21 protein-coding genes are annotated in these 25,919 nt (G+C 36.1%); 15 read left to right on the top strand and 6 right to left on the bottom strand.

The features are described from left to right. The first annotated feature begins 3 nt into the window (after positions 1-3). From JOE44_RS24040 to JOE44_RS24005, 8 genes are all read left to right on the top strand, one after another. The gene (locus JOE44_RS24040; RefSeq protein WP_209788505.1) at positions 4-3,456 is read left to right on the top strand and encodes a DUF6443 domain-containing protein; all 3,453 of its coding nucleotides are present in this window, start codon (positions 4-6) and stop codon (positions 3,454-3,456) included. A 7-nt stretch (positions 3,457-3,463) separates the two neighbouring features. Further along, positions 3,464-4,006, top strand: a complete 543-nt coding sequence (locus JOE44_RS24035; protein WP_209788502.1) for a hypothetical protein — start codon at positions 3,464-3,466, stop codon at positions 4,004-4,006. Positions 4,007-4,339: 333 nt separating this feature from the next. Beyond that, the gene (locus tag JOE44_RS24030; RefSeq protein WP_209788499.1) at positions 4,340-4,756 is read left to right on the top strand and encodes a hypothetical protein; all 417 of its coding nucleotides are present in this window, start codon (positions 4,340-4,342) and stop codon (positions 4,754-4,756) included. A 508-nt stretch (positions 4,757-5,264) separates the two neighbouring features. Continuing rightward, positions 5,265-5,810, top strand: a complete 546-nt coding sequence (locus JOE44_RS24025; RefSeq protein ID WP_209788495.1) for a hypothetical protein — start codon at positions 5,265-5,267, stop codon at positions 5,808-5,810. A gap of 73 nt (positions 5,811-5,883) precedes the next feature. Beyond that, positions 5,884-6,288: a hypothetical protein gene (locus JOE44_RS24020; protein ID WP_209788492.1), complete on the top strand. Its 405-nt coding sequence runs from the start codon at positions 5,884-5,886 to the stop codon at positions 6,286-6,288. A 223-nt stretch (positions 6,289-6,511) separates the two neighbouring features. After that, entirely contained in the window at positions 6,512-7,120 is a 609-nt protein-coding gene (locus JOE44_RS24015; protein WP_209788489.1) for a hypothetical protein, read from the top strand. Position 7,121: 1 nt separating this feature from the next. Then, positions 7,122-7,484, top strand: coding sequence for a hypothetical protein (locus JOE44_RS24010; protein ID WP_209788486.1), 363 nt, complete (start codon positions 7,122-7,124; stop codon positions 7,482-7,484). 264 nt (positions 7,485-7,748) lie between these two features. Then, positions 7,749-8,237: a hypothetical protein gene (locus tag JOE44_RS24005; RefSeq protein WP_209788485.1), complete on the top strand. Its 489-nt coding sequence runs from the start codon at positions 7,749-7,751 to the stop codon at positions 8,235-8,237. 104 nt (positions 8,238-8,341) lie between these two features. Here the strand turns inward: JOE44_RS24005 and JOE44_RS24000 are convergent, their stop codons facing one another. Then, positions 8,342-8,731 carry a hypothetical protein gene (locus tag JOE44_RS24000; RefSeq protein ID WP_047387661.1) on the bottom strand — a complete coding sequence of 130 codons (390 nt, stop codon included), beginning with the start codon at positions 8,729-8,731 and terminating at the stop codon, positions 8,342-8,344. A gap of 36 nt (positions 8,732-8,767) precedes the next feature. Here JOE44_RS24000 and JOE44_RS23995 point away from each other — a divergent pair, with 36 nt between their 5' ends. Next, positions 8,768-9,376: an NUDIX domain-containing protein gene (locus JOE44_RS23995; RefSeq protein ID WP_209788482.1), complete on the top strand. Its 609-nt coding sequence runs from the start codon at positions 8,768-8,770 to the stop codon at positions 9,374-9,376. A gap of 168 nt (positions 9,377-9,544) precedes the next feature. Here JOE44_RS23995 and murF read toward each other — a convergent pair whose 3' ends face one another. Continuing rightward, complete coding sequence (gene murF / locus JOE44_RS23990) at positions 9,545-10,816, bottom strand: UDP-N-acetylmuramoyl-tripeptide--D-alanyl-D-alanine ligase (protein WP_209788479.1); 1,272 nt, start codon at positions 10,814-10,816, stop codon at positions 9,545-9,547. Positions 10,817-10,969: 153 nt separating this feature from the next. Beyond that, positions 10,970-12,571 carry a gliding motility lipoprotein GldJ gene (gldJ, locus tag JOE44_RS23985; protein WP_105680983.1) on the bottom strand — a complete coding sequence of 534 codons (1,602 nt, stop codon included), beginning with the start codon at positions 12,569-12,571 and terminating at the stop codon, positions 10,970-10,972. Positions 12,572-12,735: 164 nt separating this feature from the next. Here gldJ and porU point away from each other — a divergent pair, with 164 nt between their 5' ends. Both porU and porV read left to right on the top strand, forming a co-directional pair. Next, complete coding sequence (gene porU / locus JOE44_RS23980; protein WP_209788476.1) at positions 12,736-16,638, top strand: type IX secretion system sortase PorU; 3,903 nt, start codon at positions 12,736-12,738, stop codon at positions 16,636-16,638. 59 nt (positions 16,639-16,697) lie between these two features. Beyond that, positions 16,698-17,861 (top strand): type IX secretion system outer membrane channel protein PorV, encoded by a 1,164-nt coding sequence (gene porV / locus JOE44_RS23975; protein ID WP_105680985.1) that lies wholly within the window; start codon positions 16,698-16,700, stop codon positions 17,859-17,861. 244 nt (positions 17,862-18,105) lie between these two features. Here the strand turns inward: porV and blaCHM are convergent, their stop codons facing one another. Beyond that, positions 18,106-18,864, bottom strand: coding sequence for a CHM family subclass B1 metallo-beta-lactamase (gene blaCHM, locus JOE44_RS23970; RefSeq protein ID WP_209788473.1), 759 nt, complete (start codon positions 18,862-18,864; stop codon positions 18,106-18,108). Positions 18,865-19,091: 227 nt separating this feature from the next. Here blaCHM and JOE44_RS23965 point away from each other — a divergent pair, with 227 nt between their 5' ends. Continuing rightward, complete coding sequence (locus tag JOE44_RS23965; protein WP_209788471.1) at positions 19,092-21,356, top strand: FUSC family membrane protein; 2,265 nt, start codon at positions 19,092-19,094, stop codon at positions 21,354-21,356. On the opposite strand, the gene JOE44_RS23960 is transcribed toward JOE44_RS23965, so the two are convergent. Then, on the bottom strand, positions 21,337-21,951 hold the full coding sequence (locus JOE44_RS23960; RefSeq protein ID WP_209788468.1) for a 4'-phosphopantetheinyl transferase family protein: 615 nt from the start codon (positions 21,949-21,951) through the stop codon (positions 21,337-21,339). The two genes, JOE44_RS23965 and JOE44_RS23960, sit on opposite strands and share 20 nt — an antisense overlap. Before the next feature lie 270 nt (positions 21,952-22,221). Further along, the gene (locus JOE44_RS23955; RefSeq protein ID WP_209788465.1) at positions 22,222-22,740 is read right to left on the bottom strand and encodes a pyridoxamine 5'-phosphate oxidase family protein; all 519 of its coding nucleotides are present in this window, start codon (positions 22,738-22,740) and stop codon (positions 22,222-22,224) included. Positions 22,741-22,907: 167 nt separating this feature from the next. Here JOE44_RS23955 and ahcY point away from each other — a divergent pair, with 167 nt between their 5' ends. The 3 genes from ahcY to yiaA all read left to right on the top strand — a co-directional run bounded on the left by ahcY (position 22,908) and on the right by yiaA (position 25,825). Next, positions 22,908-24,221, top strand: a complete 1,314-nt coding sequence (gene ahcY / locus JOE44_RS23950) for an adenosylhomocysteinase (protein WP_047421190.1) — start codon at positions 22,908-22,910, stop codon at positions 24,219-24,221. Positions 24,222-24,324: 103 nt separating this feature from the next. After that, positions 24,325-25,125, top strand: coding sequence for a hypothetical protein (locus tag JOE44_RS23945; RefSeq protein ID WP_209788461.1), 801 nt, complete (start codon positions 24,325-24,327; stop codon positions 25,123-25,125). A gap of 307 nt (positions 25,126-25,432) precedes the next feature. After that, entirely contained in the window at positions 25,433-25,825 is a 393-nt protein-coding gene (gene yiaA / locus JOE44_RS23940; RefSeq protein WP_034699887.1) for an inner membrane protein YiaA, read from the top strand. The last annotated feature ends 94 nt before the right edge of the window (positions 25,826-25,919 follow it).

The following is a 25,919-nucleotide window of genomic DNA, read 5'->3' as shown; positions in this document are numbered from 1 at the left end:
ACAATGAAAAAATTACACGCAGCTATACTGTTATTGGTAAGTATTATGCATTACAGCCAGGCGGTTCTTAATTCAACTTCTAATCTCTTTAATGGCCAGAATTCTGATCTCTCTAGCATAAATGAGAATTATGTTTATACCCGCACTTATCTGGAGCCAAAGACTTTTAGTGATGCTCAAGCTAAGCAGATTCAGGGTATCCTTTTTTTCGATGGATTAGGAAAACCAAGACAGCATGTAGCCATTCATACCTCTCCAACAGGTAATGATATGGTTACCCATATTCCTTATGACAGTTTTGGAAGACAAGTGGAAAGCTGGCTTCCTGTACCCATGAGCAGTTTAAATGGTGATATCCAGACCCCGCCCTCCACTTCAGGATATTATAAAACCACTTCAGGTAGTGCGGATACATTGATATATGGAAAAAACTCCCTGGAAAACTCTCCTTTAGACCGTTTACAATCTTATGCGGGCCCGGGAAGTGAATGGCTGGGTAAGAAGGTCAGCTATGATTATCAGACTAACAGTAATTCAGAAGTCTACAAATTTACTACAACAACAAGTTGGAAATACGGGGCTACTTCCTCTGCTTTAAACCCAAACCCCATAAGTTATCCCGAAGGAACCTTATACAAAACCATAGTTACGGATGAAGATGGACACTCGGTTACAGAGTTCAAAAATGAACGCGGGCAAACAATATTGACGCGTAAAAAGGAAAGTTTTGACATCCTTAATACTTATTATATTTATAACGAATACAATCAGCTGGCTTTTGTTATCCCTCCCTTAGCCTCCCAGAAGATTTTAGCTAATAATGGTGTTATTACTCCTGATATTCTGGACAGGCTGCTCTATACGTACTCCTATGATGGCTGGAACCGGCTGGTAGAAAAAAAACTTCCTGGAAAAGCCTTGGAATACATGGTGTATGATCAGCTGGGCAGATTAGTGATGTCACAGGATGGCAATCTCCGTTCTCAGGGCAAATGGCTTTTTACAAAATATGATGCCTTCAACCGGATTGCTTACACAGGACTCCAAAGCAGCCCGAAAGGAAGATTTACCCAGCAGGCTGCAATTAATACTAATCCCGGTGAAGAAAGGAGCAATACAGGCTTTACGGATTTAGCAGGCTCCACAATTTATTACACTTCCGGCAATACCTATCCGCAAAACAATATTACGGTTTTAAGTGTTAATTATTATGACACGTATCCTCCCGGAAGCCCGTCAAACAGTTCAGGAGTGGTTACACAATCCAAACTTCTTGCTTCCTTCATTAAAAATATAGAAGATAATAACTGGACCAAAAACTATACTTACTACGATGATAAAGAAAGAGTAACAGGAGGGCAAACGATTAACCATTTAGGGGGATATACCAATATAGAATCCACGCTTGCCTTTTCCGGAGTTCCATTGAGTACCACAACCCGTCATAAAAAAGACAGCAATAGCCCGGAAGTAAAGATCAATGAAATCTTTACGTATGATCATCAGGAAAGATTATTAAAACATACTCACCGGATCAATGACGGGGCCGAAGAAACCCTGGCTGAATATGTTTACAATGAGCTGGGACAACTTCAGAATAAAAACGTGGGTAATGGTATACAGTCTGTTGCTTACCGATATAACACACGTGGAGCCTTAACTCATATTAATGATCCTAACAACCTAAACAATAAGCTTTTTGGATTACAACTCAAATATACTAATCCACAAAGTACTGCAGCATCCTATAGCGGGAATATTGCCGAGGTTGACTGGGCTACCCAAAGTGATGGAGTGCTGAGAAGATATAGCTATGGATATGATCAATTTAATAGGTTAGAATCAGCAGTTTATCAAAAACCTAAATCAACTGTCATAGCAACAAATGCTTATAACGAAAAAGTAACTTATGATGTTAATGGAAATATTCAGACCTTATTAAGGTTTGGAAGTTCTGATGGTAATTCTGCTGTAAAAATTGATGATATCAAATACACATATGACGGGAACAAGCTTGTAGATGTTTGGGATTCCAGTGGTAATTCTTCAGGGCTTGACGGAGGAGACGAGATGGTCTACGATGTTAATGGAAATCTGAGAGCAGATGCAGCCCATTTGATTAATAAGATTGAATATAATCATTTAAATTTACCCAGTCTAATAGAGAAACAAGTTGAAAATTTTGAGTATCTTTATTCAGCTGATGGGACTAAATTAAGATTGATTCATGATGAAACTGAAATAAATAAAACAACAGTAACAGATTATCTTGATGGGTTTCAGTACAAAAACGGAGTATTACAGTTTGTACCCACTTCGGAAGGATACTATGATTTTCTGGTAAACAGGTATATTTACAACTATAAAGATCATCTGGGCAATGTAAGGCTAAGTTACCTTAATACAACCAGCGGAATAGGGATTGTTGAAGAAAATAATTATTATCCTTTTGGATTAAAGCATCAGGGGTATAATGAGATAGAGGAATCTTCTGGTTATAAGTACGGTTATCTTGGAAATGAACTTCAGGAAACAGGCATGTATGATATGAATGCCCGTTTCTATATGCCGGATCTGGGAAGATTTATGCAGCATGATCCTTTGAGCGCTCTTTCATTAGATCCTTATGGCTATGCTTTTAATAACCCTGTTAATTTTGTAGATCCAACGGGAATGTACGGAGAAGATCCTCCGGGTTCTTCATCTAGTAATCCTATTGATATTGGAGAAATTATCCTTACTCCACCGGGTGGCAGCAGTAATTATTATACATGGTGGCAGATAGAAAATTATTATAATGTCAATAATAATAACTCTGTATTTCCGTCAAACTGTACCATGTGCTATGCAAGCGGAGGCTATCAGGTTAACCTTCCGCCACCACAGATACAGTCATTACCTCCATATTGTGGGCACTGCTCTGATGGACCTGTAAAGTTTATAGGAGGGGCTGGTGACTTCTTCGGCATCTTTGACATTGGTGGAGAAATAATGAGCAACTGGACACCTGAAAACAGGTATCTTGCGATGGGTGCCGGGATTATTGGTGCAGTAGCATTAAGGAAGCCAGGACTGGCAACTGCTGAAATGCAGGCAGAAAAAAAACTTGCGTCAGGTTTGGCAGAGGACTTTATAACAGTAAGACATCATACATCTAATTCAGCGGTTAATGCAATAAAGAAAAGTGGATCTATCAATGTTTCATCGCCTAAACCACTTGGTGTTGATGTTGAAGTAGCTCCTTTTGTAAAGCCATCGAAGGTAAACCTGGGACAAGCAGCAGGAGGTAATCGTGGTGGTGGATATGTAGAGTTTACAGTCCCTAAATCGGGTATTACGCCTACTCCTTATATTGGTGGCGTGGGAAATTCTGGAAGAATTATAGTAGAAGGACGTATGCAATTGGATATAAGAACTTTGAACCCAAAATATGTTAAGCGTTGGTGGCCTTTTTAATGAGAATATGAAAAAAATAAAATTAGAATATAACTTGTGTGTATTTTTATTTGCTTATTTAAATCAAGCTGATTTATCATTACACAGAGCGGGATGGACAAGCATCAGAGAATTGAAAAATTTTTACTTAAATCAGGTAAATCCTGGAGATGTAGTGAATTTTTTAATATTAAATGCTGATATAGATATTAATAAGTTAGAATATTTTTACGGGATAAAAGAGTATAGTTTTAGAAAAATTATCCTTTCTCGAATATATTTTTTACTTGGATTTTCTCCTGTTTTTCTTAAGGATGAAATTTATTATATATGCCAAAAATTAGTGAATTTTGCAGAAATGCTTGAAAAAGATACTGAGGTGCATCCACTAGAAATGGAAAAATTAAGATTAGAATTATCAAAATTTTCTTTTGACATATTAAGGTATAAAATATCTTATAAAGATTATAATAAAGCATTAAAAATTGAACATTACATGCAACATGAAGGGCTAAAGGATATTAAAATAAAGGAGTTTATAAAAAAACTTCCCGATTCTTCTGGATTATAATGGTAATATTAGGTACTAACTATGCCAAGCCTCCGGACTTTGGGTAATGTTGTAATGTTCCTAACGTGTTGGTAATAAATTAGATCTTCAATGCCTCAGTTGTGCAAAGTCTCCTGACTTTGAGTTAGTAATAAAAGTAATCTCTATACAAGATGCTCCAAAGTCGGGAGACTTCGGAGAGCGTGATGTCCACTTAAGCCAAATAAGAAAAATATGGAATAAATTTTATAAAGAGAATCCTAGTCCAACCAAGCAGCAATTATTTGATCAGGCAACAATAATAGGTGAAAATTTGGAACGCAATTTACACCACCGTTAAAATAATTAATATTAATGTATAGACTTATTGAACCAGAAGTAGCCGGAGGCTTAGGCGAACAAACACAATTGGATAATTCTTTTTTTCCTCCTCTTATTAAAAATCTTCATTATGAATTTGAGGGTTGGTTAGGAGATGATATTTTAGAATCTTTTCCATGCTACATAGTAACAGAGAAACTTAGAAAAGGTCTAGAACATGAGAAACTCACAGGTATTAGTTTTGATGCGGTTATAATATCTAAATCAGAAACTTTTTTAGAGCTATATCCAAATAAAGAACTTCCCAACTTCTTTTGGGCTAAAATAAATGGGGAATCAAATAGAGATGATTTTTTTATTACGGAAAAAAATGGGTTAGCAATATCAGAAAAAGCTTATTCGTTATTGAAGAATTATAATATAGACCAAGCTGATATTGAAGATTTATAATAAATGCTTTTTATAATCGATGCAACAAAAAGCCTTCTTTATAAAAAATATATGAAGTTTTATATAAAAAGGTTAAGGTAACAATGAATCAGAGCATTAGGTATTGTTCCAAACGTGTTGGCAATAAATTAGAGTATTGAAAACCGATACTCTAATTTTAAAAACAGGAAATAAATCTCAATTTCAAATGATATTTCGGATAGCTGGCACAGAAGAAAAGAGAAAATAGGCTGTCTAAAATATTGAAGATCATATCAGGTGTTTCAGATGTGTTGGTGTTTAATCCGGAAGATTTTATGGCTATGCTTTTAATAACCCTGTTAATTTTATAGATCCAACGGGATTATACGGAGAAGATCCGCCGGGTTCTTCATCCAGTAATCCTATTGATATCGGAAAAATTATCCTTACCCCACCGGGTGGCAGCAGTAATTATCATACATGGTGGCAGATAGAAAATTATTATAATGTCAATAATAATAACTCTGTATTTCCGTCAAACTGTACCATGTGCTATGCAAGCGGAGGCTATCAGGTGAATCTTCCGCCGCCGCAGATACAGTCATTACCTCCATATTGTGGGCACTGTTCTGATGGACCTGTAAAGTTGTTTATAGGAGGGGCTGGTGACTTCTTCGGCATCTTTGACATTGGTGGAGAAATAATGAGCAACTGGAAACCTGAAAACTGGTATCTTGCGATGGGTGCCGGGATTATTGGGGCAGTAGTATTAAGGAAGCCAGGACTGGCAACCGCCGAAATAAAGGCAGAAAAAAATCTTGCATTAGGATTAGGTGATGATTTATTCAATTTTGCAGAAAAAAACTCATTTCATACTTATAGAGATTTTTCCACAGGATTTAATAAAAGTAAAATATTAGATGCTATGAAAAGTTACGATAAAATACATTTTAATACAACAGGATTTGGGAAGATTAAATTTTCTAAATTCGACCCTAATGCACCTCTTACATTCAGAAATTATACCAACTGGGAAATGCATACTATTATGAATGATGCTTCATTATTAATTACAGAAAACAATATTTTATAATAAAGCGGCAGATGGTACATATAAAATATTAGATAGTTATTCACCCTTATATTAACTATAATAATCTAAAGTTATGGTATATAATTCAAATAGAAAGTTTAAAATGTGGGCTTATATTGTAAGCCATTCATCATTATTATTACGTAGTGAGATGAAATTTCCTGATCAGGATAATTATACTGAAGATCAATCTTATAATATTGATTTCGAGTTCTGGGCAGTAAATTATATTAATATTCCAACGATTCTTAATAATATTATAATTAAAGAAATTACAGAAAAAGAAGTTCCAATGGAAATCGATAAAAACTTATTGAAATATAATATGAAGATTTTCAAACTGGAATCGAAGGAAAAGAAATATTATATAATTGCTGGAGGACTTTTAATAGGTAAAAACCAATGGGTAAATCAAGACAGAATTCTTAACTCTAATTTAAATTTGGAACATGATGAAGTTATCCTAATTACGAATTAAAAAATTAACGGAATATTCCAAATGTATTGATATTAAATTAGAGTATTGGTTTTCAATACTCTAATTTTAAAAATAAGAATGAAAATCTCAATTTAAATGATATTGCGGATAGCCAGAACAGGAGAAAAGACCGGGTGGCAGCAGTAATTATCATACATGGTGGCAGATAGAAAATTATTATAATGTCAATAATAATAACTCTGTATTTCCGTCAAACTGTACCATGTGCTATGCAAACGGAGGCTACCAGGTTAACCTTCCGCCACCGCAGATACAGTCATTACCTCCATATTGTGGGCACTGCTCTGATGGTCCTGTAAAGTTTATAGGAGGGGTAGGTGACTTCTTCGGCATCTTTGACATTGGTGGGGAGATAATGAGTAACTGGAAACCTGAAAACAGGTATCTTGCAATAGGTGCCGGGATTATTGGTGCAGTAGCATTAAGGAAGCCAGGACTGGCAGCAAAGGAAGTGCAAGCGGAGGGAAAAATAATAGGTTTAGGAATTGATGCTGATTTAGCTTTACACAGGGGTACCGGAGCAATAACTTGGAAAGAAGCACAATGGCAAAAAGCAGGATTAACAAAAGTTGATTGGGCTAAAGCGCTGATAGACAAATATCATTTTAGATCTTCATTTAGAGAAGCCGCAGAAAATGCTGCGGGAATTAGGTTTGAAGTAACTAGTTTTAATCCTTTTTATCCAAAACCGAAAATGACAAATTTTGAATTTGACCACATATTAAGTAATCCTGGGCTGCTTCAAAAGACTACATTTATAAAAAATGGTAATCAAGTTGTTTGGGATGGAACACAATTTATATCAAAATAATATGGAAGTACTAACAAATTTAGATAAGATCAATATTGTATTAAGTAAATATGAGGGCGATATGGTTAAAATATGGTTATTTGATATGACCCATAACAAGATAGCCCTAAAAATAACTTCACAAAAAGATGATGAAATCATTTATTTAGTAATGGGAAATTGTCAATATATAAAAGGAAAGTTTTCTTGGAAAAATCCTCAATTATCTGTTAGTATTTCTTTTGATACTGAACATTCTGAAAATGAATATATCATAAAGGATAATAAAGCTAATTTTGAATTGACTTGTAATAGCGGAATAGCATTAGCTAAGGGAATAGAATCAGAATTTGGAAATTCTTTTGATAATTTTTTGACAAAATAAATGCATTGGTAACATTCCGAATGTGTTGACTATAAATTAGAGTATTGAGAACCAATACTCTAATTCAAAAGATTGAATACAGATCGGCTATGGAAGTGGTAATAGAGCTTATGACAACTGTGCCTGCAACAGTATATATGACAACCCTTATAATAGCTATAATAACAGTAGTTTTGGCAGTACTAATAGCAATCCTCTTTCCTAGATGGGATATGTTTTTCATGGAGGTGAAACAACTTTAATTAGACCTTAAGATATTTAAATATGGCTATAGCATTTATAAATCAAACGACATGTGGACTGTGTAATGAAAAAATTACTGATTTGGAGAGTATCTTTTCATTTCCACCTTTCATTCAAAATATTAAAGATCCTTTATATCAATTCAATGATTCTGTATTTCACATTAATTGTTTAAATAAACATTCTTTTGGAAAAAAAGCCGTTGAATTAGCTAAACAATATTTTTATAGCGTTAAACCTGAAAATAGAAAATGTATTGTAGATGAAGAAATTATAGAAGATGTTCATGATTACATATTTATGGGAGTATTAACATCTAATGATGATGAAGACCTATATAAATTTAACTTTATTATATTGAATAAACGTAATCTGCATAAATGGAAAGATAGAGCTGATTTTATCAGTATTGCTGAAAAGTTTATAAAAGACGGAAAATGGGAAGATTTAACTTCTTATAAATATTTAAATAAATTAATTGATTTATTCAAACAAGATATTTTAATATAATAATTTCTTAAAATCCATAATAATGACTATTTTTTTGTATGAATAATCAACCTTTTTCAGGACAAGACAAAATGATAAAAAACCTCCAACGTTGGAGGTTTTTATTATTTATAGGCTTCGATTTTATCAGTAAGCGTATTGATAAAGTTCTGTAGTGGTTTTTCTACCATCATTTTAATGAATGGATTGAATTTCCCTTCGAATAGCATCTGAACTTCAGTTTGGTTATCACTGATTGGGTTTAAAGTTGCTGTTAATGTGAAATCCAAGCTTGAACTTGCAGATTTTAAAACAGCTTTCTGATCATCTACTTCGTCTATTTTTAACGCAATTTCCGGCATTCCCTGTAATCCAAATTTAAATCCGTTATCTCTCGTTTCAAATTTCTGAAGACCATCCGGCATAAAATCTTTATAATTTTCAGGTGATTTCAGCAACTCGGTAAGTTCTTTAGATGATTTATTGACAATAATCTTTCGTCCTTCTAAATTCATTTTTTATTTTTGTATTTAAATTCTTAACTATTACAAATGTATAAAGTTTTTGTCAACGAAAAAAAATTATTGATATCTAAGCATCCTGAAGAACTTGAAAAAAAGCTTGCGTATGAAAATTACACAACTTTAGAGATTGCTTTGGATCTTTTAGAGAACACTTCTGTACAGGAACTTAATGTATATGGAGAGAATTTGGATGAAATCTGGCAGGAGTTCCAAAAGCTTTTCAGAATTATAGAAGCTGCAGGAGGTCTCGTGAATAACCCTGAAGGTAAGATTCTTTTCATCAAAAGACTTGGCAAATGGGATCTTCCTAAAGGTAAGATGGAAAAAGGAGAATCCAGAGAAGAGTCTGCTGTACGGGAAATAGAGGAAGAAACCGGCCTTAGTGATGTAGAGCTTGTAAAATTCATCAATACCACTTACCACATCTATGTAGAAAGAAATGGGGAGAAAATTTTAAAATGTACCCATTGGTTTGAAATGAACTTTGACGGAGAAGATACTTCCACGCCACAAATAGAAGAAGGTATTACTGAAGTTGCCTGGAAAACCACGTCAGAAATTGAGAATGAAGTTTTCCCAAGTACGTTTAAAAATATTAAACTAATTGTAAAAGAATTCTGGGATTTGAAGAAATAAGTAAGAAGGCTGGAAGCTGGAAGAGTGAAGCTGGAAGTTACGATCCAGCACCCTCATTTTCCTGTGATCATTTTAACAATGAAATTTTATAAAGTTGAATAAAAAAGAGGACGCTCTTCAATTGCGCTCATGAACTTCCCTCTCCCAGCCTCCAGCTTCCTTACTGCATTAAATAAAGTCAATCAACTTCTCCAGAGCAATTCCTCTAGACCCTTTCAACAAGATGTTTTCGGACTGAATTCTATTTTGTTTCAAATATTCTATCAGCTCTGCTGTATTTTCAAAAGCAAGATTTGAAGGATTAACGGCTTTAAAATGTTTTCCCACAGTAATAATTTCATTGAAATGAAGATCCTGAGCCAGTTTTAAGATGTTCTGATGCTCTTTCTCGCTTTCATCACCCAATTCCAGCATATCTCCAATGATAATGGTTGTAGTACCTTCAAAACTGATAAAGTTATTCAACGAAGCGGTCATAGAGCTTGGGTTTGCATTATACGTATCCAGAACCAAAGTCCTTCCTTCTTTTTTCACCACCTGAGATCTCATATTGGTAGGGGTATAAAATTCCAGTGCGTGTTGTATTTTGTCAAAACCAATTCCGAAATGAAGACCCAGGCTTGCAGCTGCACAAAGGTTGGTAAAATTATACTCTCCGGTCAGCTTTGAAACGGCTTTTATTCCCTGATAAGTCAACCCTACAAAATGTTCTTCTGAAAAAGATTCAAAATTATAATCGGATGTATCTTTTCCAAAAGTAATTTTAGGTGAATAGTTTTCAGTTTTTTCTACCTGAATAGGATCATTTTCGTTAACAACAATAGTTCGGTTATTGTTTTTAAGATAATCATACAGTTCAGACTTTCCTTTAATGACGCCTTCAAAACCTCCGAACCCTTCTAAATGGGCTTTTCCAAAATTGGTAATATAGCCAAAATCAGGTTGAGCAAGGGTACACAGAAATTCTATTTCTTTCTGATGGTTGGCTCCCATTTCAATCACAGCCATTTCATGCTCCGGTTTAATGGAAAGAATTGTTAACGGAACTCCGATGTGATTGTTCAGGTTTCCAAATGTATACTGAACATTAAATTTTTCAGAAAGAACCGCATGAATAAGTTCTTTTGTGGTAGTCTTACCATTACTTCCCGTAAGTCCTATAAAAGGAATGCTAAGCTTGCTTCTATGATAAATAGCCAACTGTTGCAAAAACTCAAGGGTAGACGGAACATAGAAAATGTTTTTATCGTTGTTTTCAAATTCCGGAAGTTCAACAATCACGGCCAAAGCTCCATCATCAATGGCTTTTTCTGCTAAAGTAGCTGCATTGAAATTCTCACCGGAAAAAGCAAAGAAAATATCATTCTGTGCTATTTTTCTGCTGTCAATGGTCACTTTTGCGGCCTGCAGAAATAAAGGATAAAACTGTTCTATATTCATTTGGAAATATATATTTTTTTTAAAGTGGTCACATGCAATCGCCAAATCTACATGAGTGTTTTAGACTTTTTAACCGAAGCGATTTCATGGTTCAAAAATAAAAAAACCTTCCGAAAGTTCGGAAGGTTTTTTATAAGTATTTTTTGATAAATATTATCTTCTAGTTCTACTCTTATCGTTAGTTCTAGCATCCTGTGCAACACGGAATCCTACCCAACCATAAGCTCTGTTTTGATTTTTATATCTTCTTTGTCCCGGATCCAGCCAATACGCTGTATCCTGCCAAGAACCTCCTTTCACCACTCTAACCTCGTTAGAAATTCCTGAAGTTCTCTCTTTGGTATCTTTCTGTAATTTCACTCTACCTGTTCCATCTACAACAAAGCTTTTCTTAGGAGCGTTGTACATATCGAATCCGGCAGCAGAATCAGAAGCTCTGTAATATTCTAAAGAAGATTGTCTGTCACCATCTCTGTAATTTCTGTAGTCAGCGATAGTCTGTCTTTCAAATTGTCCAGGAAGTCCTTTGTAAACTAATCTTCCGTCAGCCAAAGTATCATATTTGATAGTACCTTCGTCGATCATTTTATAAGTACCGTCTCCGTTTCTTACAATTGCCTGAGGCATGTTACCTCTATAATAGTTGAAATCGTTGTAATCTTCATCAATGATTGGTCTGTAAACATCAGCCGTCCATTCAGCAACGTTTCCGTACATACCATACACTCCTAAATCATTAGAAGGATATTGTCTTACGTCAGAAGTTTGAGCAGAACCGTCATTCTTCCATCCAGCGATACCTGAGTAGTCACCTTTACCCATTTTGAAGTTTTCAAGGAACATTCCTCTGTCTCTTCCTTTAGTACCTCTTAATCTTTCGATTTCAGGTTTTTTACCTAGATATTGGTTATATTCTCTGGTTTTAGCCATACCAAGAGCTGCATATTCCCACTCTACTTCAGTAGGAAGTCTGAACTTCTGCACCATTGCAGAATTAGGAGCCCTGTTAGCAGCAAGCAATCTCTGGTTGGTAGTTTTCATACCTGTTTTTTGCTGCATTCTTTTCTCGTTGATATACCCTTGCATTTCAGGATCATTCGATTTGAATTTATCCATGTTGAAAGCAGTACCTCCCTGGTTGTTAGATTCGTTGATATACAAATCTTTAGCAATAATACCAGCCTGCATCAAAGCTTTTTCGTTCGCTCTGTCTGACAGCCATTCACAGTATCTGTTTGCCTGGGTCCAGGAAACTCCTACTACCGGATAGTAATCAAACTCCGGAGAACGCAGATAAGTTTCATTATAATCGTTTCTTGCTAATTTGTTGTCCCATAATAAGGTATCCGGCAAAGCACCGTTATAGATTTCCTTAAAACTCGGGTCACTTGGTGGGAATACATACTTCAACCATGTAAGGTATTCGCGGTATTCGTAGTTAGTAATTTCAGTTTCACCGATAAAGAATGAACTTACCTGCATTCTGCGAGGCGTGTTATTCCAATCGTGCATAACATCATCTTTCACTAATCCCATTGTAAAAGTTCCACCTTCTACATATACCATTCCAGGCCACCCCTTCTGCTTTTGTTGCTTTCCTGCAAAAAACCAACCTTGTTTTTCGTTTGGTTTCCAACCTGTTTTACTGACAAATTTTTTGGTACCGCCACCTTTGCTGGTTCCTGATCCGCCACAACTGGTTAATGCAAGTGTAGAACTTAATGCTATTAATGAAAACAACTTTAGTTTTTTCATAGTCGATATAAATATTTTCAAAGTACAAAGAAAAAATAAATTATTCAATAAATCAAGTAAACATTTGATTTTTTTGAAAAACGTTAACAAATTAATTTTATTGTATCGCAATTTAATTCTAAAATTTTGATTTATTTTGTAATTTAGCAATTTCAATAGTAAACATGAGACGAAAAATAACTCTTTTATCTTTAATCGCTTTTGCATCAACACTTTACGCCCAGAGAAACACCATAGAATGGAATGGTTCTAAAATCCAGGATTTTGGTGACACAAAATTAAATCTTCCCAATTTTAAAAATGAAGGTTTTTCTTTCAGCCAAAATAATGTTTTTATAGTAACCCAACAAAAAATTGGAGAAAAGCAGCTGAAAATTTCAGACCTTGTTTGGGAAGGTGTTTCCAATCAGGATTTGTTTGAGCTGGATAAAGGCAGACTTCCTGATTATGATGTAGCCGATGTTTCATATTATACTTTAAACGGTGAAAGCTATGCCAGCATTAGCATTGCTTTATTTAAAAATATAAAGGGCCGTGTTCAGAGGTTGTCTTCATTTAATGTTTCGGAAGCTTCTTCTTTTATCAATACTACAGGAACGGTTAATAAAATAGGAACTACTGCCAATCCTTTATCCAGTGGAAACTTCTACAAAATAAAGGTAGACAAGTCCGGAGTATTCAAAATCACTTCACAGTTTTTAAGAGATAATGGAATCAATCCGAGTTCTGTAAATCCTAAAAACTTCCGAATTTACGGAAACGGAGGGGTAATGCTTCCTGAATACAATCAGGATCCAAGATATGGTGCTTTACAGGAAAATGCCATTCAGGTAGTAGGTGAAGATGATGGGGTATGGAATGATAATGACTATGCTCTTTTCTATGCGCAAGGCCCGGACGGATACAACCTTTATGATACAGCCAATGGAAATGGTTTTAAAAGACACGATACCCGATTCAGTGAGAGAAGTAATAATGTGAAAAACATCTATGAAGATTTCTCTTATTATTATATCAATTTTGATAAAGGTACGGGAAAAAGAGTTCCGACTGTTGACGGAAACCTTCCTGCCCAGATGATTACAAGGTATGACAATTACCAGGTGATCAATAAAGATCAGAAAAACCTGTTAAAGGTTGGGAGAACATGGGTAGAAGATACGCCTTTCACTAATGAAAAAACAGTAACACTTACTACCAATTCACCTATACAGGCGAATGATGTGATACGATACAGAACTCAGGTTGTAGCCTATAATTCACAACAGAATACTGTTGATTTTAAGATCAACAATTTAAATCCGCATCCGATACAGGTTATCCCTACGGATACATCAAGTTATCAGTATACCTTTTATCCTGTAACATATTCCGGAACACTCACCAATCTTACCGGAAACCAGTTTACACTGGTTTATAACCCTGATATTTCCAAAAATCCAAATGGAACCTTCTATTTTGATTATGTAGAGGTTCAGTATAAAGAAAATCTTGCGTTCAATGGTTCACAGATGAATTTCAGGGATTATTCGATTGTAAGTGGAAGTAATACAACCTATGGTTTCAGTATCAGTAATGCTGCTAATGTTGAACAGGTATGGGACGTTACGGATATTACCAATGCAAACCGAAGAGTGAATAAAGCAGGAGCCGGCTCTTTCAACTTTGCCTATACCGCTGCTGATCAGAATTTCAACAATGAGTTTGTTGCTTTCCGTGCTGATGCAGCTTTCAGTCCTCAGTTTGTAGGAAGAATTTCCAACCAGAATCTTTCTGCCATACAAAATGTAGATTATCTCATCCTTACCGTACCTGAAATGATGGGACAGGCACAGCGACTTGCCAGCTATCATCAGACTCACCATAACTATAAGGTAGAAATTGTTGACATTAACAAAATCTATGAGGAATATGGCAGCGGAAGTAAAGATCTTACTGCAATAAGAGACTTTGTCAGCAAACTGAACACTCCGCTGGGCAGACTTCAGTATGTATTTATTCTGGGGGATGCTTCATATGATTATAAAAACAGGGTTCCGAATAATTCAAACGTTGTTGCCAGCTATCAGAGTGAGCAGTCTTCAGACTACGTTTCATCATTCGTGACGGATGATTATATCGTCATGACCAAACCGCAGACCACGCTATTAATTGAAAATAACTTACCGGATCTGCCTGTTGGTAGAATTCCTGCAGCCAATGTAAGTGAAGCCGGAGATATGATCAATAAAACACTGGCTTATTACAATTCTCTTCAGGGACAGTCAAGTCCTTTCGGAGACTGGCGTATGAGGCTTGACTTTGTTGTAGATGATAATGATGAAGGTGGAGGTCCGTTTCATAACGTAATGAACAATTCTCTGGTGAGTATATTTGAGCAGCCAGGCCAGACGGATCTTAAAGAATATAACGTCAAAAAATTATATATGGATGCCTTTACCGCTCAGAGTACCTCTGGAGGGCGAAGATATCCACAGGTAAATCAGGCGATTTCCAATGCTATCGGAAACAGTTTATATCTGTTCTATTTCGGACATGGAGGAATCAATGGCTGGGCACAGGAAAGAGTTCTGACGAGTAGTGAGGTTCAGAATGCCAACAATTTCTCTAATGTATACAGCAGATTCCCATTCGTTTCTACCATCACTTGCGAATTTACATTATGGGATGAACCATCCACCAACTCTGTAGGGGAACAGTTTATTAAGATGAAGCAGGGAGGTGTTTCCACAATGATTACTTCCAGCCGTGCTATTGGGGTAGATTATGGACGTGATTTTACCAATACATTTACTCAGAATATTTTTAAATTAACCAACGATGATTTTAATTCATTAGGAAATGCTCACTTAATTGCTAAAAAACAAAAAGGGCCAAACAGCAATCACTTAAAAGTAAACTTATTGGGTGACCCTGCTATGAAATTAAGCAGACCACAAAGACTTTTAGTCATTGATAATATTGAAACTCCGGTTCCAGGACTGATAAGAGGGTTGGATTTTGTAAAGATAAAAGGACACATCAATAATCCAAACGGAACATTGAATAATACCTTCAACGGAAAAGTCAGCATCAATATTTTTGATAAAAGATTAAACAAGAAAACATTAAATAACAGTGGCGTGTTAACTCCGGTTTTAGATTATACTGAAGAAGGAAGTGCCATCGTAAAATCTGCCGGAACTGCGGTAAACGGAGTATTCACTGCTGAGTTTTATGTTCCTAAAGATATTAACTATGCTGTAGGCCAGGGAAGAATACTAGCCTATGCAGACAACAAATCAACAGATGTTTTCAATAACCAGGCTGTACAGGTAGGTGATATTAATCCTAACGGAATTAATGATAATCAACCTCCAAAAGTAAAGCTGTATATGAATAACACCAACTTTGCAGATGGTGGTATTACCAACCAGAACCCTATGCTTCTTGCCTGCCTTACGGATGATACAGGAATCAACTCAACAGGATCAGGAGTAGGTCACGATATTACAGTATATCTTGACGGGCAGATTATTAATACTGTTGTTTTGAATGATTTCTATGCAGCAGGAGAAGGAAACGGATGTTTAAATCCTAGTCTTGCAGAGTATCAAAAAGGGAATGTAACCTATCCTTTCAGAAATCTTGCCATAGGGCAACATCAATTAACATTTAAAGTTTGGGATATAAACAATAATTCCACAACTGCTACGTTAAATTTTGAAGTTAAAGATGAATCTGACCAACACCTGACAATCAACCGTCCGCTGAACTGGCCAAATCCATTTACCAATAAAACATATATTCAGTTTGAACACAATTGTGATGACATTCTGGATGTGAACGTACAAATTTATACTATAACCGGAAGACTCGTAAGAACTTTATCGCAACCAGTAGTCGCAGAACCGTTCCTACAGGGCTTTAGAACCCCTCGTCAGGCAATAGAATGGGACGGAAGAGATGATTTTGGGTCTACGGTAGCAAAAGGTACGTATATTTTTAAGATATTTGCAAAAAGTCAAAATCAAGAAAAATGCAAAGGAAGTGCTACAGCTGTAGAAAAAATGGTACTTTTGAAATAATAAAATAGAACATAGACAATAATATTAATAAAAAACTGATAATATATAAAAGACAACATATGAATTTAACTACTAAACTGCTTTTAGGATTTGGTTTGAGTGCTGGTTTTTTAGGCTATTCGCAAGATTTAGGTAAAGTAAACCCAGTTCTTACCGGAGCTCCTTTCCTAAGAATTGCACCTGATGCAAGATCGGGAGGTATGGGAGATCAAGGTGTGGTAACCTCTCCGGATGCCTTTTCACAATTCTGGAATGCGGCTAAATATCCCTTCAGCAGGACAAGTTCTTCCGTAGGTCTTAACTATACGCCTTACATGGGAAAACTTACCAATGATGTATTCTTATTATATGCTTCGTTTCATAAGTTTTTGGGGCAGGAAGAAAGATCTACCATCTCTGCAAGTATCTATTATTTCAATATGGGACAGGTAGACCTGACTCAGCTGGTAGGTACAGAAATTGCTTCAATGGGTACATCAAAACCAAACGAATTCTCTATTGACGTTGCCTACGCTTTGAAACTTTCTGATTCATTCTCCGGTGCCGTTACCGGTAGATTCATCCGTTCAGACTTAGCCGGAGGATTCAACACTGATACTACGCTTAAAGCAGCAAACTCTTTTGCGGTAGACGTTTCAGGATACTATACCTCTCCACGATTCTCAAGTATCGGTGGATATGATGGTAAAGTGAATGCCGGTATCGCTATTCAGAACTTAGGTCCGAAACTGGATTATACAGGAAATGAAGAATCAAGATCTTATCTTCCTACAATGGCAAGATTAGGGGTTGGATACGATATGTACCTGGATGATATGAACAGAGTTGGAATTTCTGTAGAAGGATCAAAACTTTTGGTTCCAGGATCTGAGTATGCAGGAATAGATCCGAATACAAGACAGCCTATTTATCAAATCCCGAATGTAGGACCAATGGCTGGTATCGGAAAATCTTTCAAAAATAAAAACAGTATCATGTACAGTGGTGCTTTAGAATATTCTTATGACAATGCTTTTTCTGTAAGAGGAGGTTACTTCCACGAAAGTGAAGAGCAGGGAGCAAGACAGTTTGCAACAGCGGGTGTCGGCTTAAGATACCGTTCTTTCGGACTGGATCTTTCTTATTTGATCAATATGTCTAAAATCAACAGTGCATTGGATAACACTCTTCGTTTCGGTCTTACCTGGAACATTGGAGAAGAAACATCCAATAACGATCGTTAAAAAAGAGCAACAGCTATATAAAAAAGCCTCATACATTGTAATGAGGCTTTTTTATGGGCAATTGTGAATCGTCAATTCGCTCCGCTTGTCAATTTCACATACTACAACCATTCACCATTCACTTTGCGAAGCAAAAATTCACTATTGAAAATAGGAAAGAGCAATTGTCAATCGTCAATCCGCTACGCTTGTCAATTTCACATACTATAACCATTCACCATTCACTTTGCGAAGCAAAAATTCACTATTGACCTTTAAACAGTGCAATGGTATAATCCAGGAGCTTTCCATCTCCAGATTCTCCATGTCCCGGAATTACAATTTTCACATGGGGATATTCTTTCTTAACTTTTTCAACAGTACCAGACCATGCAGAAACATTTGCATCCCCCAGATATCCTTTGCCTGCCTCTAGCTCTTTCAACAAACATCCGCCAAAAAGAATATTTTCGCTCGGGAAATATCCAACAACATTATCTTTTGTATGCCCTTCTCCAAAAAATTTTGCCATAACATCTTTGTTCCCTACTTTCAAAACAACAGAATCATTGAAACCATTTTCAGGAATAGCAAAATTATTCTCTCTCGCTAATTCAATTGTTTTCACATATGAATAAGAGGGAATACCATTTTTGTGAAACGCCATCAATCCTCCTAAGCTGTCATCATGAAAATGAGTGGGAATGACAGCTTTGATTTTTGCATGCAACTTCCCTTCAATCCATTGTATCAATTCTTCTGAACTTTTATCATCAGTGGGAGTATCAAAAACAATAGCTTCTAGATGATCTTTCACAATCAATCCATTGCAAGGTACATTCCCGAAGTCATTCGTCTGCTTAAAGGAAGTATGAATAAAAGAATTTTCTGAAATCTGGGTGATGATCAGATTACTGGACTCATATATTTTCTTTGCTTTAAAACTTTCCTTATTCTGTGAGCCGCAACTCAGAATGAAAAAAGAGAAGAATATAAAGAAGAGATTTTTAATAATATTTTTCATGAAACTGTTACTTAAAAGTTGAGATAAGCTAAAGTAAGAATTCATGGAACAAGATTTGTTAGCTGTTGTGTTAAAATTGATATGTATGAATTATGAATCATCAATCTGCTTCTTATGTCAGTTTATTTTAAATACAATAAGATCTCATTAAAAAAATATAACATTTAAGTTGAGAAAAGTCTCTTTTTTATGGCGATTTTCTTAAATTCAATAGCTATTTTTGTAGTATGAACTATTCGGCGGAACTAAAAAAATTTGTAACCAGTCAGTATGTATATTCTGCCATCAGAATTACACTAGCTACTGTTCTGCCTTGTTTAGTCCTCGCCCACTTTGGGATTTTAAAAGAATATTTCCTTTTTCCGCTAGGAACCAGCTTTGTAGCACTTACCGACCAGCCCGGACCTTTTATCCGAAGAAGAAATGCTCTTACTTTTGCCATCTGCTGTTTTGTATTTGTAGCGCTCATTGCAAGTCTTGTGATGAATATCAAAGTACTGGTATTGCTGGAGGTCATTGTTTTCGGGATGTTTTTCTCCCTCATTGGTGTTTATGGACAGAGATTGGCCGCTGTAGGGTCGCTATCACTTGTAGTACTCGCGATCTTTATTGATGGCCACCTTACAGGAAGTAATATCTTTAAAAGTCTGCTGATTTTTGCATGCGGCTGTATATGGTTTCTACTCATATTTCTTATTGTAACCACCATTCGTCCGTATAAACTGGCAAGCCAGATGATTGGAGAAAATTATCTTCAGCTGGCTGAGTTTTTAAAGATTAAAGCCAATTATTATCAGAAGAATCCGGATTTTAATAAACTGACCACTCAGGTTATTGCAAAGCAGATTGAAATAAAAAACCTGCAGGAAGATACCAGGGAAACAGTTTTCAAAACAAGAACGATCGTCAATGAATCTACAACCACCAGCCGTTTATTAATGCTGATGTTTCTGAATTCCATGGACCTTCATGAAAAGCTGATGACCTCTGAAAGTGACTATCAGAAACTTCAACAGAGTTTTGAGGACAGTATGATCCTTGTTAATATCCATGATTATCTTAATCTCTTGGCGGAAGAGATCACCAATATCGGAATCGCATTACAAAGCGGTATCAGAGCAAAACCTATGTCCAATCTGGAACTGGAATTAAAGAACTTAAACTACAATTATTTCGAACTCAGAAATAAACAGCTTTCTCCTGACAATCTGGAAAATTTCATGATTCTGCGCCAGATCCTGATGCGTATCTATGAAATTACGAAAGAAATTAACGAAATCTATAAAGTATTTTCACAGGATATCAAACTGGCGAAGAGTTTATCTACGGGATTAGACTTGAAAAAATTCATGCCTAATGAGCCTAAACTTAATGCCAAGGTTTTAAGAAATAATATTTCGTTATCATCCTCTCATTTCCGCCATGCCATCAGAATTACAACAGCTTTGCTGCTGGGATATGTTTTTTCCATGTTCGATTTTCTGGGGTTGGGACACACGTATTGGATATTAATTACCATTACGGCCATTTTAAAACCGGCCTATTCCATCACCAAACAGAGAAACCTTCTTCGTCTCTATGGAACAATTGTAGGGGCAAGTATTGCGTATGCCATTCTGCATTTTGTACATATTAATGGGGTTTTATTTGCCATTCTGCTGATCAGCATGATCATGTGTTTCAGTTTTCTGAAAGGACGGTATTTCTGGGCGGTATTATTCATGACGATCTATGTTTTCCTGAGTTTTAATTTTTTAAATCCCGGGAAAGTCAATATTATTTTTAAAGACAGAATATTCGATACTGCTATTGCCGGAATCATTGCTTTTGCTGTGTCTTATATTGTGCTTCCGGTCTGGGAACATACCCAAAACCTGGATCTGATGAAAAAATCGGCAGCAGACAATCTTATTTATTTTCAAAGCGTGATTTCTAAATTTTTACAGGGAAATTTTGACCTTGAAGATTATAAGGTAAAACGAAAAAATGCGATCATTTCTCTGGCCAACCTTTCCGATAATTTCCAGAGAATGATTTCCGATCCTAAAAATCAGCAGAAAAAACTGGAAGTTGTGCATCAGTTTGTGGCTACCTCACATCTGATCACAGCCTATACCGCTTCCCTGTCTCAATATTCCAAAAGCAATGAGCAATACCCTGAAATAGATGCTGAAAGCTGGAGCAGAAAGATTGAAGCCGAAATGCAGCAAACCTCTACCCTTCTCAACGGAAATGATATCAATGAAACGTTGAAAATGGAAAGCCGTCTTGAGCCGGAAGATTCTTCTATTGAAGATATGATTCTGAAAAGAAAAACTGAGATTGAGGAAAATGATATCGTTGACAGAAGAGATCCTGATAAAGTATCCCATTTAACAGAGCTTAAAAACATCCACGATATTCTGGAGCTGATCTATGATGTAGCAAAAGAACAGAGAAAAGTGATCGAAAAATACAAAAATGAGACAGATCCTACTCCTCCACAATCGTAAAACAGTAATCGTCGAAAAACTCTACCCGGGCTTTGAATTCATCTGAAAACTGATCGTCATATACTCGGCAGCTTATTTTATGAAGATGCTTCAGCTCGAAAGGTTTCACCTCATAATTTTTCTTTAAAGACCAATATTTTGAGTGGTGAATTTTATACATACTTTCTTTTACACTCCATATAATTGTATAAAAAGTGTCTGCTTTATCTTCAGGAATAAAACCGCGCTCATTTTCATAGGTAAATTTATCGATCACCCTTAAAATCTTAGGATTGAACTTTTCAACATCAATTCCTATTTTGTTTTTAGAAATGGCAATGGCTGCAAAGGGAAAAGAATGCGTAATAGAAATTTCCGCATCATTGGGAGAAAGAAAAGGCTCTCTTTCTTTATATAAAATCTTAGAATGGGGCTTTAATCCTTTCAGAAGCTTGCGTACCATCAGAACTTCCAATAATTTCTTGGGATGATAATCTTTTACCTTCTCAGCATTTTCCGGTTCCAGAAGTTGGTTGATATCAAGTTCTTCACTTTCATCATATTTCCAAACAAGGATGGTGGCATTATCATCTGAAAAATCTCTGTAAAGGGGCATTCTTTTTTTATATGAGACAAAAATACTAAAAAAAGCTTGAAGCTGGGAGCGGGAGGATGGAAGTTACTATCCGTTATAAAAACAAGAGATAAATAAAGTCAGAAAAATCGTTTGATGAAAAAAGGAATGGAAGATGGGAGCTGGAAGATCGAAGTTACTATTCGTGGTAAAAAGAATTTTCAGACCGAAGAATCCGTTGAGAAAAAACAAACTCTTTGCTTCCTTAATCTTTACAAACCTCTAGCTTCCCTCTCCCAGCCTCCAGCTTACTTATTTAGCCTGATGATTCACATCATTTCTATGCTCTACAATTTCAAGGTTGGCATCCACGAAGTAGGCACTTCCGAAACCGTTTACATAAGATCCTTTCACAGGCTGCAGAGCAATTAAAATAAAATCCCCCATTTCAGAAATTACGTCCACTACTTTGCCATGAACTTCTTTAAGCTGGGTAACTACAGTGTTCCATACATCAGAATCTCTTTCAATCTGAGATGTTGCTGCTTCAATGGTAAGGCGCTCGCGGGCATAGATTTGCTTGGTAGCCGATTCATCTTCGATAAACATAATGGATGTTTTTCTTCCGTCAGCAAGATTTTTAGTATGTTTTGCCATGAAAGAGACCAGAATATAAAAAGTTTGATCTACCTGTACAAAGGGAGCATAGCTTGAATTAGGATTTCCTTCAGCATCTACAGTAGCAAGGATGATACTTTTTGAAGCATTGATCAGTTCCTGTACTTTTGGAGCAACGGGTTTGATTTTCTTTTCTGTATGGGTACGGTTCATAATATATTTTTTTATCAGCTAAAATTAATTATTTATATTAAGACTAAATAATATTAACTCATGTTTAATCTCATAAAACTGAACTTGATCTGCCGTTTTTATATCTTAATTATTAATCGTAATTTTGCCTTTCGTTATCAATTGAATTTAAAAACTATTCATTACATATGAGTACTACAACACAATACGTTCCTTATAAAGTTAAGGATATCTCCCTTGCAGAATGGGGTAGAAAAGAAATTACTCTTGCAGAGGCAGAAATGCCAGGTTTGATGTCTATCCGTGAAGAGTACGGACCATCTCAGCCACTGAAAGGAGCAAGAATCGCAGGATGTCTTCACATGACAATCCAAACGGCTGTGCTTATCGAGACTTTGGTAGCTTTAGGAGCTGAAGTTACCTGGTCATCTTGTAATATTTTCTCTACACAGGACCACGCTGCTGCTGCTATTGCTGCTGCGGGAATTCCGGTGTATGCTTGGAAAGGGTTAAATGAGGAGGAATTTGACTGGTGTATTGAGCAGACTTTATTCTTTGGTGAAGACAGAAAACCATTAAACATGATTTTGGATGATGGTGGAGATTTAACAAACATGGTTTTTGATAAATACCCTGAATTTACAAAAGATATCAAAGGTCTTTCTGAAGAAACAACTACAGGAGTACACAGACTTTACGAAAGAATGAAAAACGGAACTCTGGTAATGCCGGCGATCAACGTAAACGATTCAGTAACTAAGTCTAAATTCGATAACAAATACGGATGTAAAGAATCTGCTGTAGATGCAGTAAGAAGAGCTACAGACGTAATGTTAGCTGGAAAAAGAGTGGTAGTTTGCGGATACGGAGACGTAGGTAAAGGGACTGCGGCTTCATTCAGAGGAGCAGGTTCTATCGTTACCGTTACAGAAATTGATCCAATCTGTGCACTTCAGGCTGCAATGGACGGATATGAAGTAAAAAGATTAGACACTGTGGTAGATAATGCTGATATCATCATCACTACAACAGGTAACTTCAATATCGTTAGAGGAGAACACTTCCTTAAAATGAAAGATAAAGCTATCGTTTGTAACATCGGTCACTTCGACAACGAAATCGATATGGCTTGGTTAAACAAAAACTACGGTCAGACTAAATCTGAAGTAAAACCTCAGGTAGACATTTATACTATCGAAGGAAAAGAAGTAATCATCCTTGCAGAAGGTAGATTGGTAAACTTAGGATGTGCTACAGGTCACCCAAGTTTTGTAATGTCTAACTCTTTCTCTAACCAGACTTTGGCTCAGATCGAATTATGGAACAATTCTGCTGCTTACAAAAACGAAGTATACATGCTTCCTAAGCACTTAGATGAGAAAGTAGCTGCTTTACACCTTAAGAAATTAAGCGTAGAGCTGGAAACTCTTTCTCCTGAGCAGGCTGAGTATATCGGAGTAGACGTAAAAGGGCCATTCAAGCCTGAATACTACAGATACTAAGATCTAAATAAAATATGATATTATCCCACTATTTCTAAGATAGTGGGATTTTTTATGGAGTGCCGCAGAGCAATTCCTTATTTTTGTCAACTAAAAAAATAACATGAAAAACTACTTATTTCTGGGAATAATGAGCGCTGTTGTATTCCTTAACAGCTGCAGCAATGATGATAATGAGGGAACCAATAATCCTTCCGAACCAAAAATGTTATTAAGTAAAATCACTACAGTTTACTATGATAATCCATTACAGCCTCAAACCAGCGTAGAAACCCTTGAATACAATAGTCAGGGGCAGCTTACAAAAACTTCGTCCGCCTATGGAACTTCCACATTTGAATACAATAACGGGAAGCCTGTAAAGATAAATCATTATAATACCAACCAGACACTGGAATACTATTCTGCTTTTAATTATAACGGAGATCAGCTGGCAAGCGTTAAAGCAATCTACGACACTCATCCGGATTACAACCGAACGATTACCTATAATTATAATACCAACGGACAGGTGATCTCTACATCTCTTTGCCAGTCGCCAGACTGTTCCAATCCCATCGTTGATACGTATGCTTATAATGGGAACAATATTTCCTCAGAGATTTCAGAGGGTGGAGGATCCAGTTACAGTACTAAAGTTGTGTATTCCTACGATGATAAACTGAACCCCTATACCAATCTCAATAAGTATATTAGAATTATGATGGGCAGAGCCATTGTGATGAGCCCCAATAATTATCTGATAGAAAAGATAAGCTACAAAAGTAACGGTACCTGGATACAAAACCAAACCAGAACCTCCACGATACAATACAACAGCGCCGGTTTACCTACTCAGGTAGTCTCAAAAGAAGCCAACGGAAACCTTTCAGCTCAGTATAATTACGAATATATCACTCAATAATAACAGACTCTCCAATTTTGGGGAGTTTTTTTATAAGCTGATCCCGCTATCCGCTCATACTCCTCACGCCAGGCGAAGAGCCTCAACGCTGGTTGCGGGGTAACCGCTGCTATCGGGGCTAGGGAAGTAAATTATAAATGATGAATGATGAATTATAAATCTGTTGGCTGTTAAATAAAATTCACTGGCTTTAGCTAAAACTTAAAATATATTAACCATCACCCGTATTTTACCCATATTTCCCCTGTGCTTAGGCTCTATTTATAAAAAATGAATATCTTAGCCCCTTTAAACAAAACATTAAACTATGAAAAAACAAAGAGTATCGAATGCGTTCGTTGCCGCATCATGGGTAGCATTAGGCGCAGGAATGATTGGCTTTATTGTTGGTCTTGCAAGAGCGGAAATGCTGCTGAATGAAAAAGGATATTATTTCACCATACTTCTTTATGGTTTGTTTGCCGTTGTTTCGTTACAGAAAGCAGTACGTGACAGGTTAGAAAACATTCAGGTGACAGATATTTATTATGGGATCTGCTGGTTTGCCACATTATCATCTATTGTATTATTGGCTATCGGACTTTGGAATGCCACCATTCTTCCCAGCGAAAAAGGTTTTTATGCATTTGCCTTTTTGCTTGCGCTCTTCGGAGCCATCGCAGTCCAGAAAAATACACGTGACAATATGCTTCAGGAATAAAGTAAACTCTCCATTTTGGAGAGTTTTTTATTTAAATAAATTCATTAAAATTTATAAAATACTACAAATTTAACATTTACATTAAAAATATATT

It is taken from the genome of Chryseobacterium sp. PvR013, from assembly GCF_017833095.1.
GTDB classification, from domain to species: domain Bacteria; phylum Bacteroidota; class Bacteroidia; order Flavobacteriales; family Weeksellaceae; genus Chryseobacterium; species Chryseobacterium culicis_A.
This window is presented reverse-complemented; position numbering and strand designations above follow the sequence as displayed.

Excerpts from the sequence above, each read along its gene's own strand:
- porV (WP_105680985.1), top strand. The coding sequence starts at position 16,698 with ATGAATTTAACTACTAAACTGCTTTTAGGATTTGGTTTGAGTGCTGGT.
- murF (WP_209788479.1), bottom strand. The coding sequence starts at position 10,816 with ATGAATATAGAACAGTTTTATCCTTTATTTCTGCAGGCCGCAAAAGTG.
- blaCHM (WP_209788473.1), bottom strand. The coding sequence starts at position 18,864 with ATGAAAAATATTATTAAAAATCTCTTCTTTATATTCTTCTCTTTTTTC.
- JOE44_RS24025 (WP_209788495.1), top strand. The coding sequence starts at position 5,265 with ATGTGCTATGCAAGCGGAGGCTATCAGGTGAATCTTCCGCCGCCGCAG.
- JOE44_RS23945 (WP_209788461.1), top strand. The coding sequence starts at position 24,325 with ATGAAAAACTACTTATTTCTGGGAATAATGAGCGCTGTTGTATTCCTT.
- JOE44_RS24035 (WP_209788502.1), top strand. The coding sequence starts at position 3,464 with ATGAAAAAAATAAAATTAGAATATAACTTGTGTGTATTTTTATTTGCT.
- JOE44_RS24020 (WP_209788492.1), top strand. The coding sequence starts at position 5,884 with ATGGTATATAATTCAAATAGAAAGTTTAAAATGTGGGCTTATATTGTA.
- porU (WP_209788476.1), top strand. The coding sequence starts at position 12,736 with ATGAGACGAAAAATAACTCTTTTATCTTTAATCGCTTTTGCATCAACA.
- JOE44_RS23965 (WP_209788471.1), top strand. The coding sequence starts at position 19,092 with ATGAACTATTCGGCGGAACTAAAAAAATTTGTAACCAGTCAGTATGTA.
- JOE44_RS24010 (WP_209788486.1), top strand. The coding sequence starts at position 7,122 with ATGGAAGTACTAACAAATTTAGATAAGATCAATATTGTATTAAGTAAA.
- JOE44_RS24040 (WP_209788505.1), top strand. The coding sequence starts at position 4 with ATGAAAAAATTACACGCAGCTATACTGTTATTGGTAAGTATTATGCAT.
- JOE44_RS24015 (WP_209788489.1), top strand. The coding sequence starts at position 6,512 with ATGTGCTATGCAAACGGAGGCTACCAGGTTAACCTTCCGCCACCGCAG.
- JOE44_RS23995 (WP_209788482.1), top strand. The coding sequence starts at position 8,768 with ATGTATAAAGTTTTTGTCAACGAAAAAAAATTATTGATATCTAAGCAT.
- JOE44_RS23955 (WP_209788465.1), bottom strand. The coding sequence starts at position 22,740 with ATGAACCGTACCCATACAGAAAAGAAAATCAAACCCGTTGCTCCAAAA.
- gldJ (WP_105680983.1), bottom strand. The coding sequence starts at position 12,571 with ATGAAAAAACTAAAGTTGTTTTCATTAATAGCATTAAGTTCTACACTT.
- JOE44_RS24005 (WP_209788485.1), top strand. The coding sequence starts at position 7,749 with ATGGCTATAGCATTTATAAATCAAACGACATGTGGACTGTGTAATGAA.
- JOE44_RS23960 (WP_209788468.1), bottom strand. The coding sequence starts at position 21,951 with ATGCCCCTTTACAGAGATTTTTCAGATGATAATGCCACCATCCTTGTT.
- JOE44_RS24000 (WP_047387661.1), bottom strand. The coding sequence starts at position 8,731 with ATGAATTTAGAAGGACGAAAGATTATTGTCAATAAATCATCTAAAGAA.
- JOE44_RS24030 (WP_209788499.1), top strand. The coding sequence starts at position 4,340 with ATGTATAGACTTATTGAACCAGAAGTAGCCGGAGGCTTAGGCGAACAA.
- ahcY (WP_047421190.1), top strand. The coding sequence starts at position 22,908 with ATGAGTACTACAACACAATACGTTCCTTATAAAGTTAAGGATATCTCC.
- yiaA (WP_034699887.1), top strand. The coding sequence starts at position 25,433 with ATGAAAAAACAAAGAGTATCGAATGCGTTCGTTGCCGCATCATGGGTA.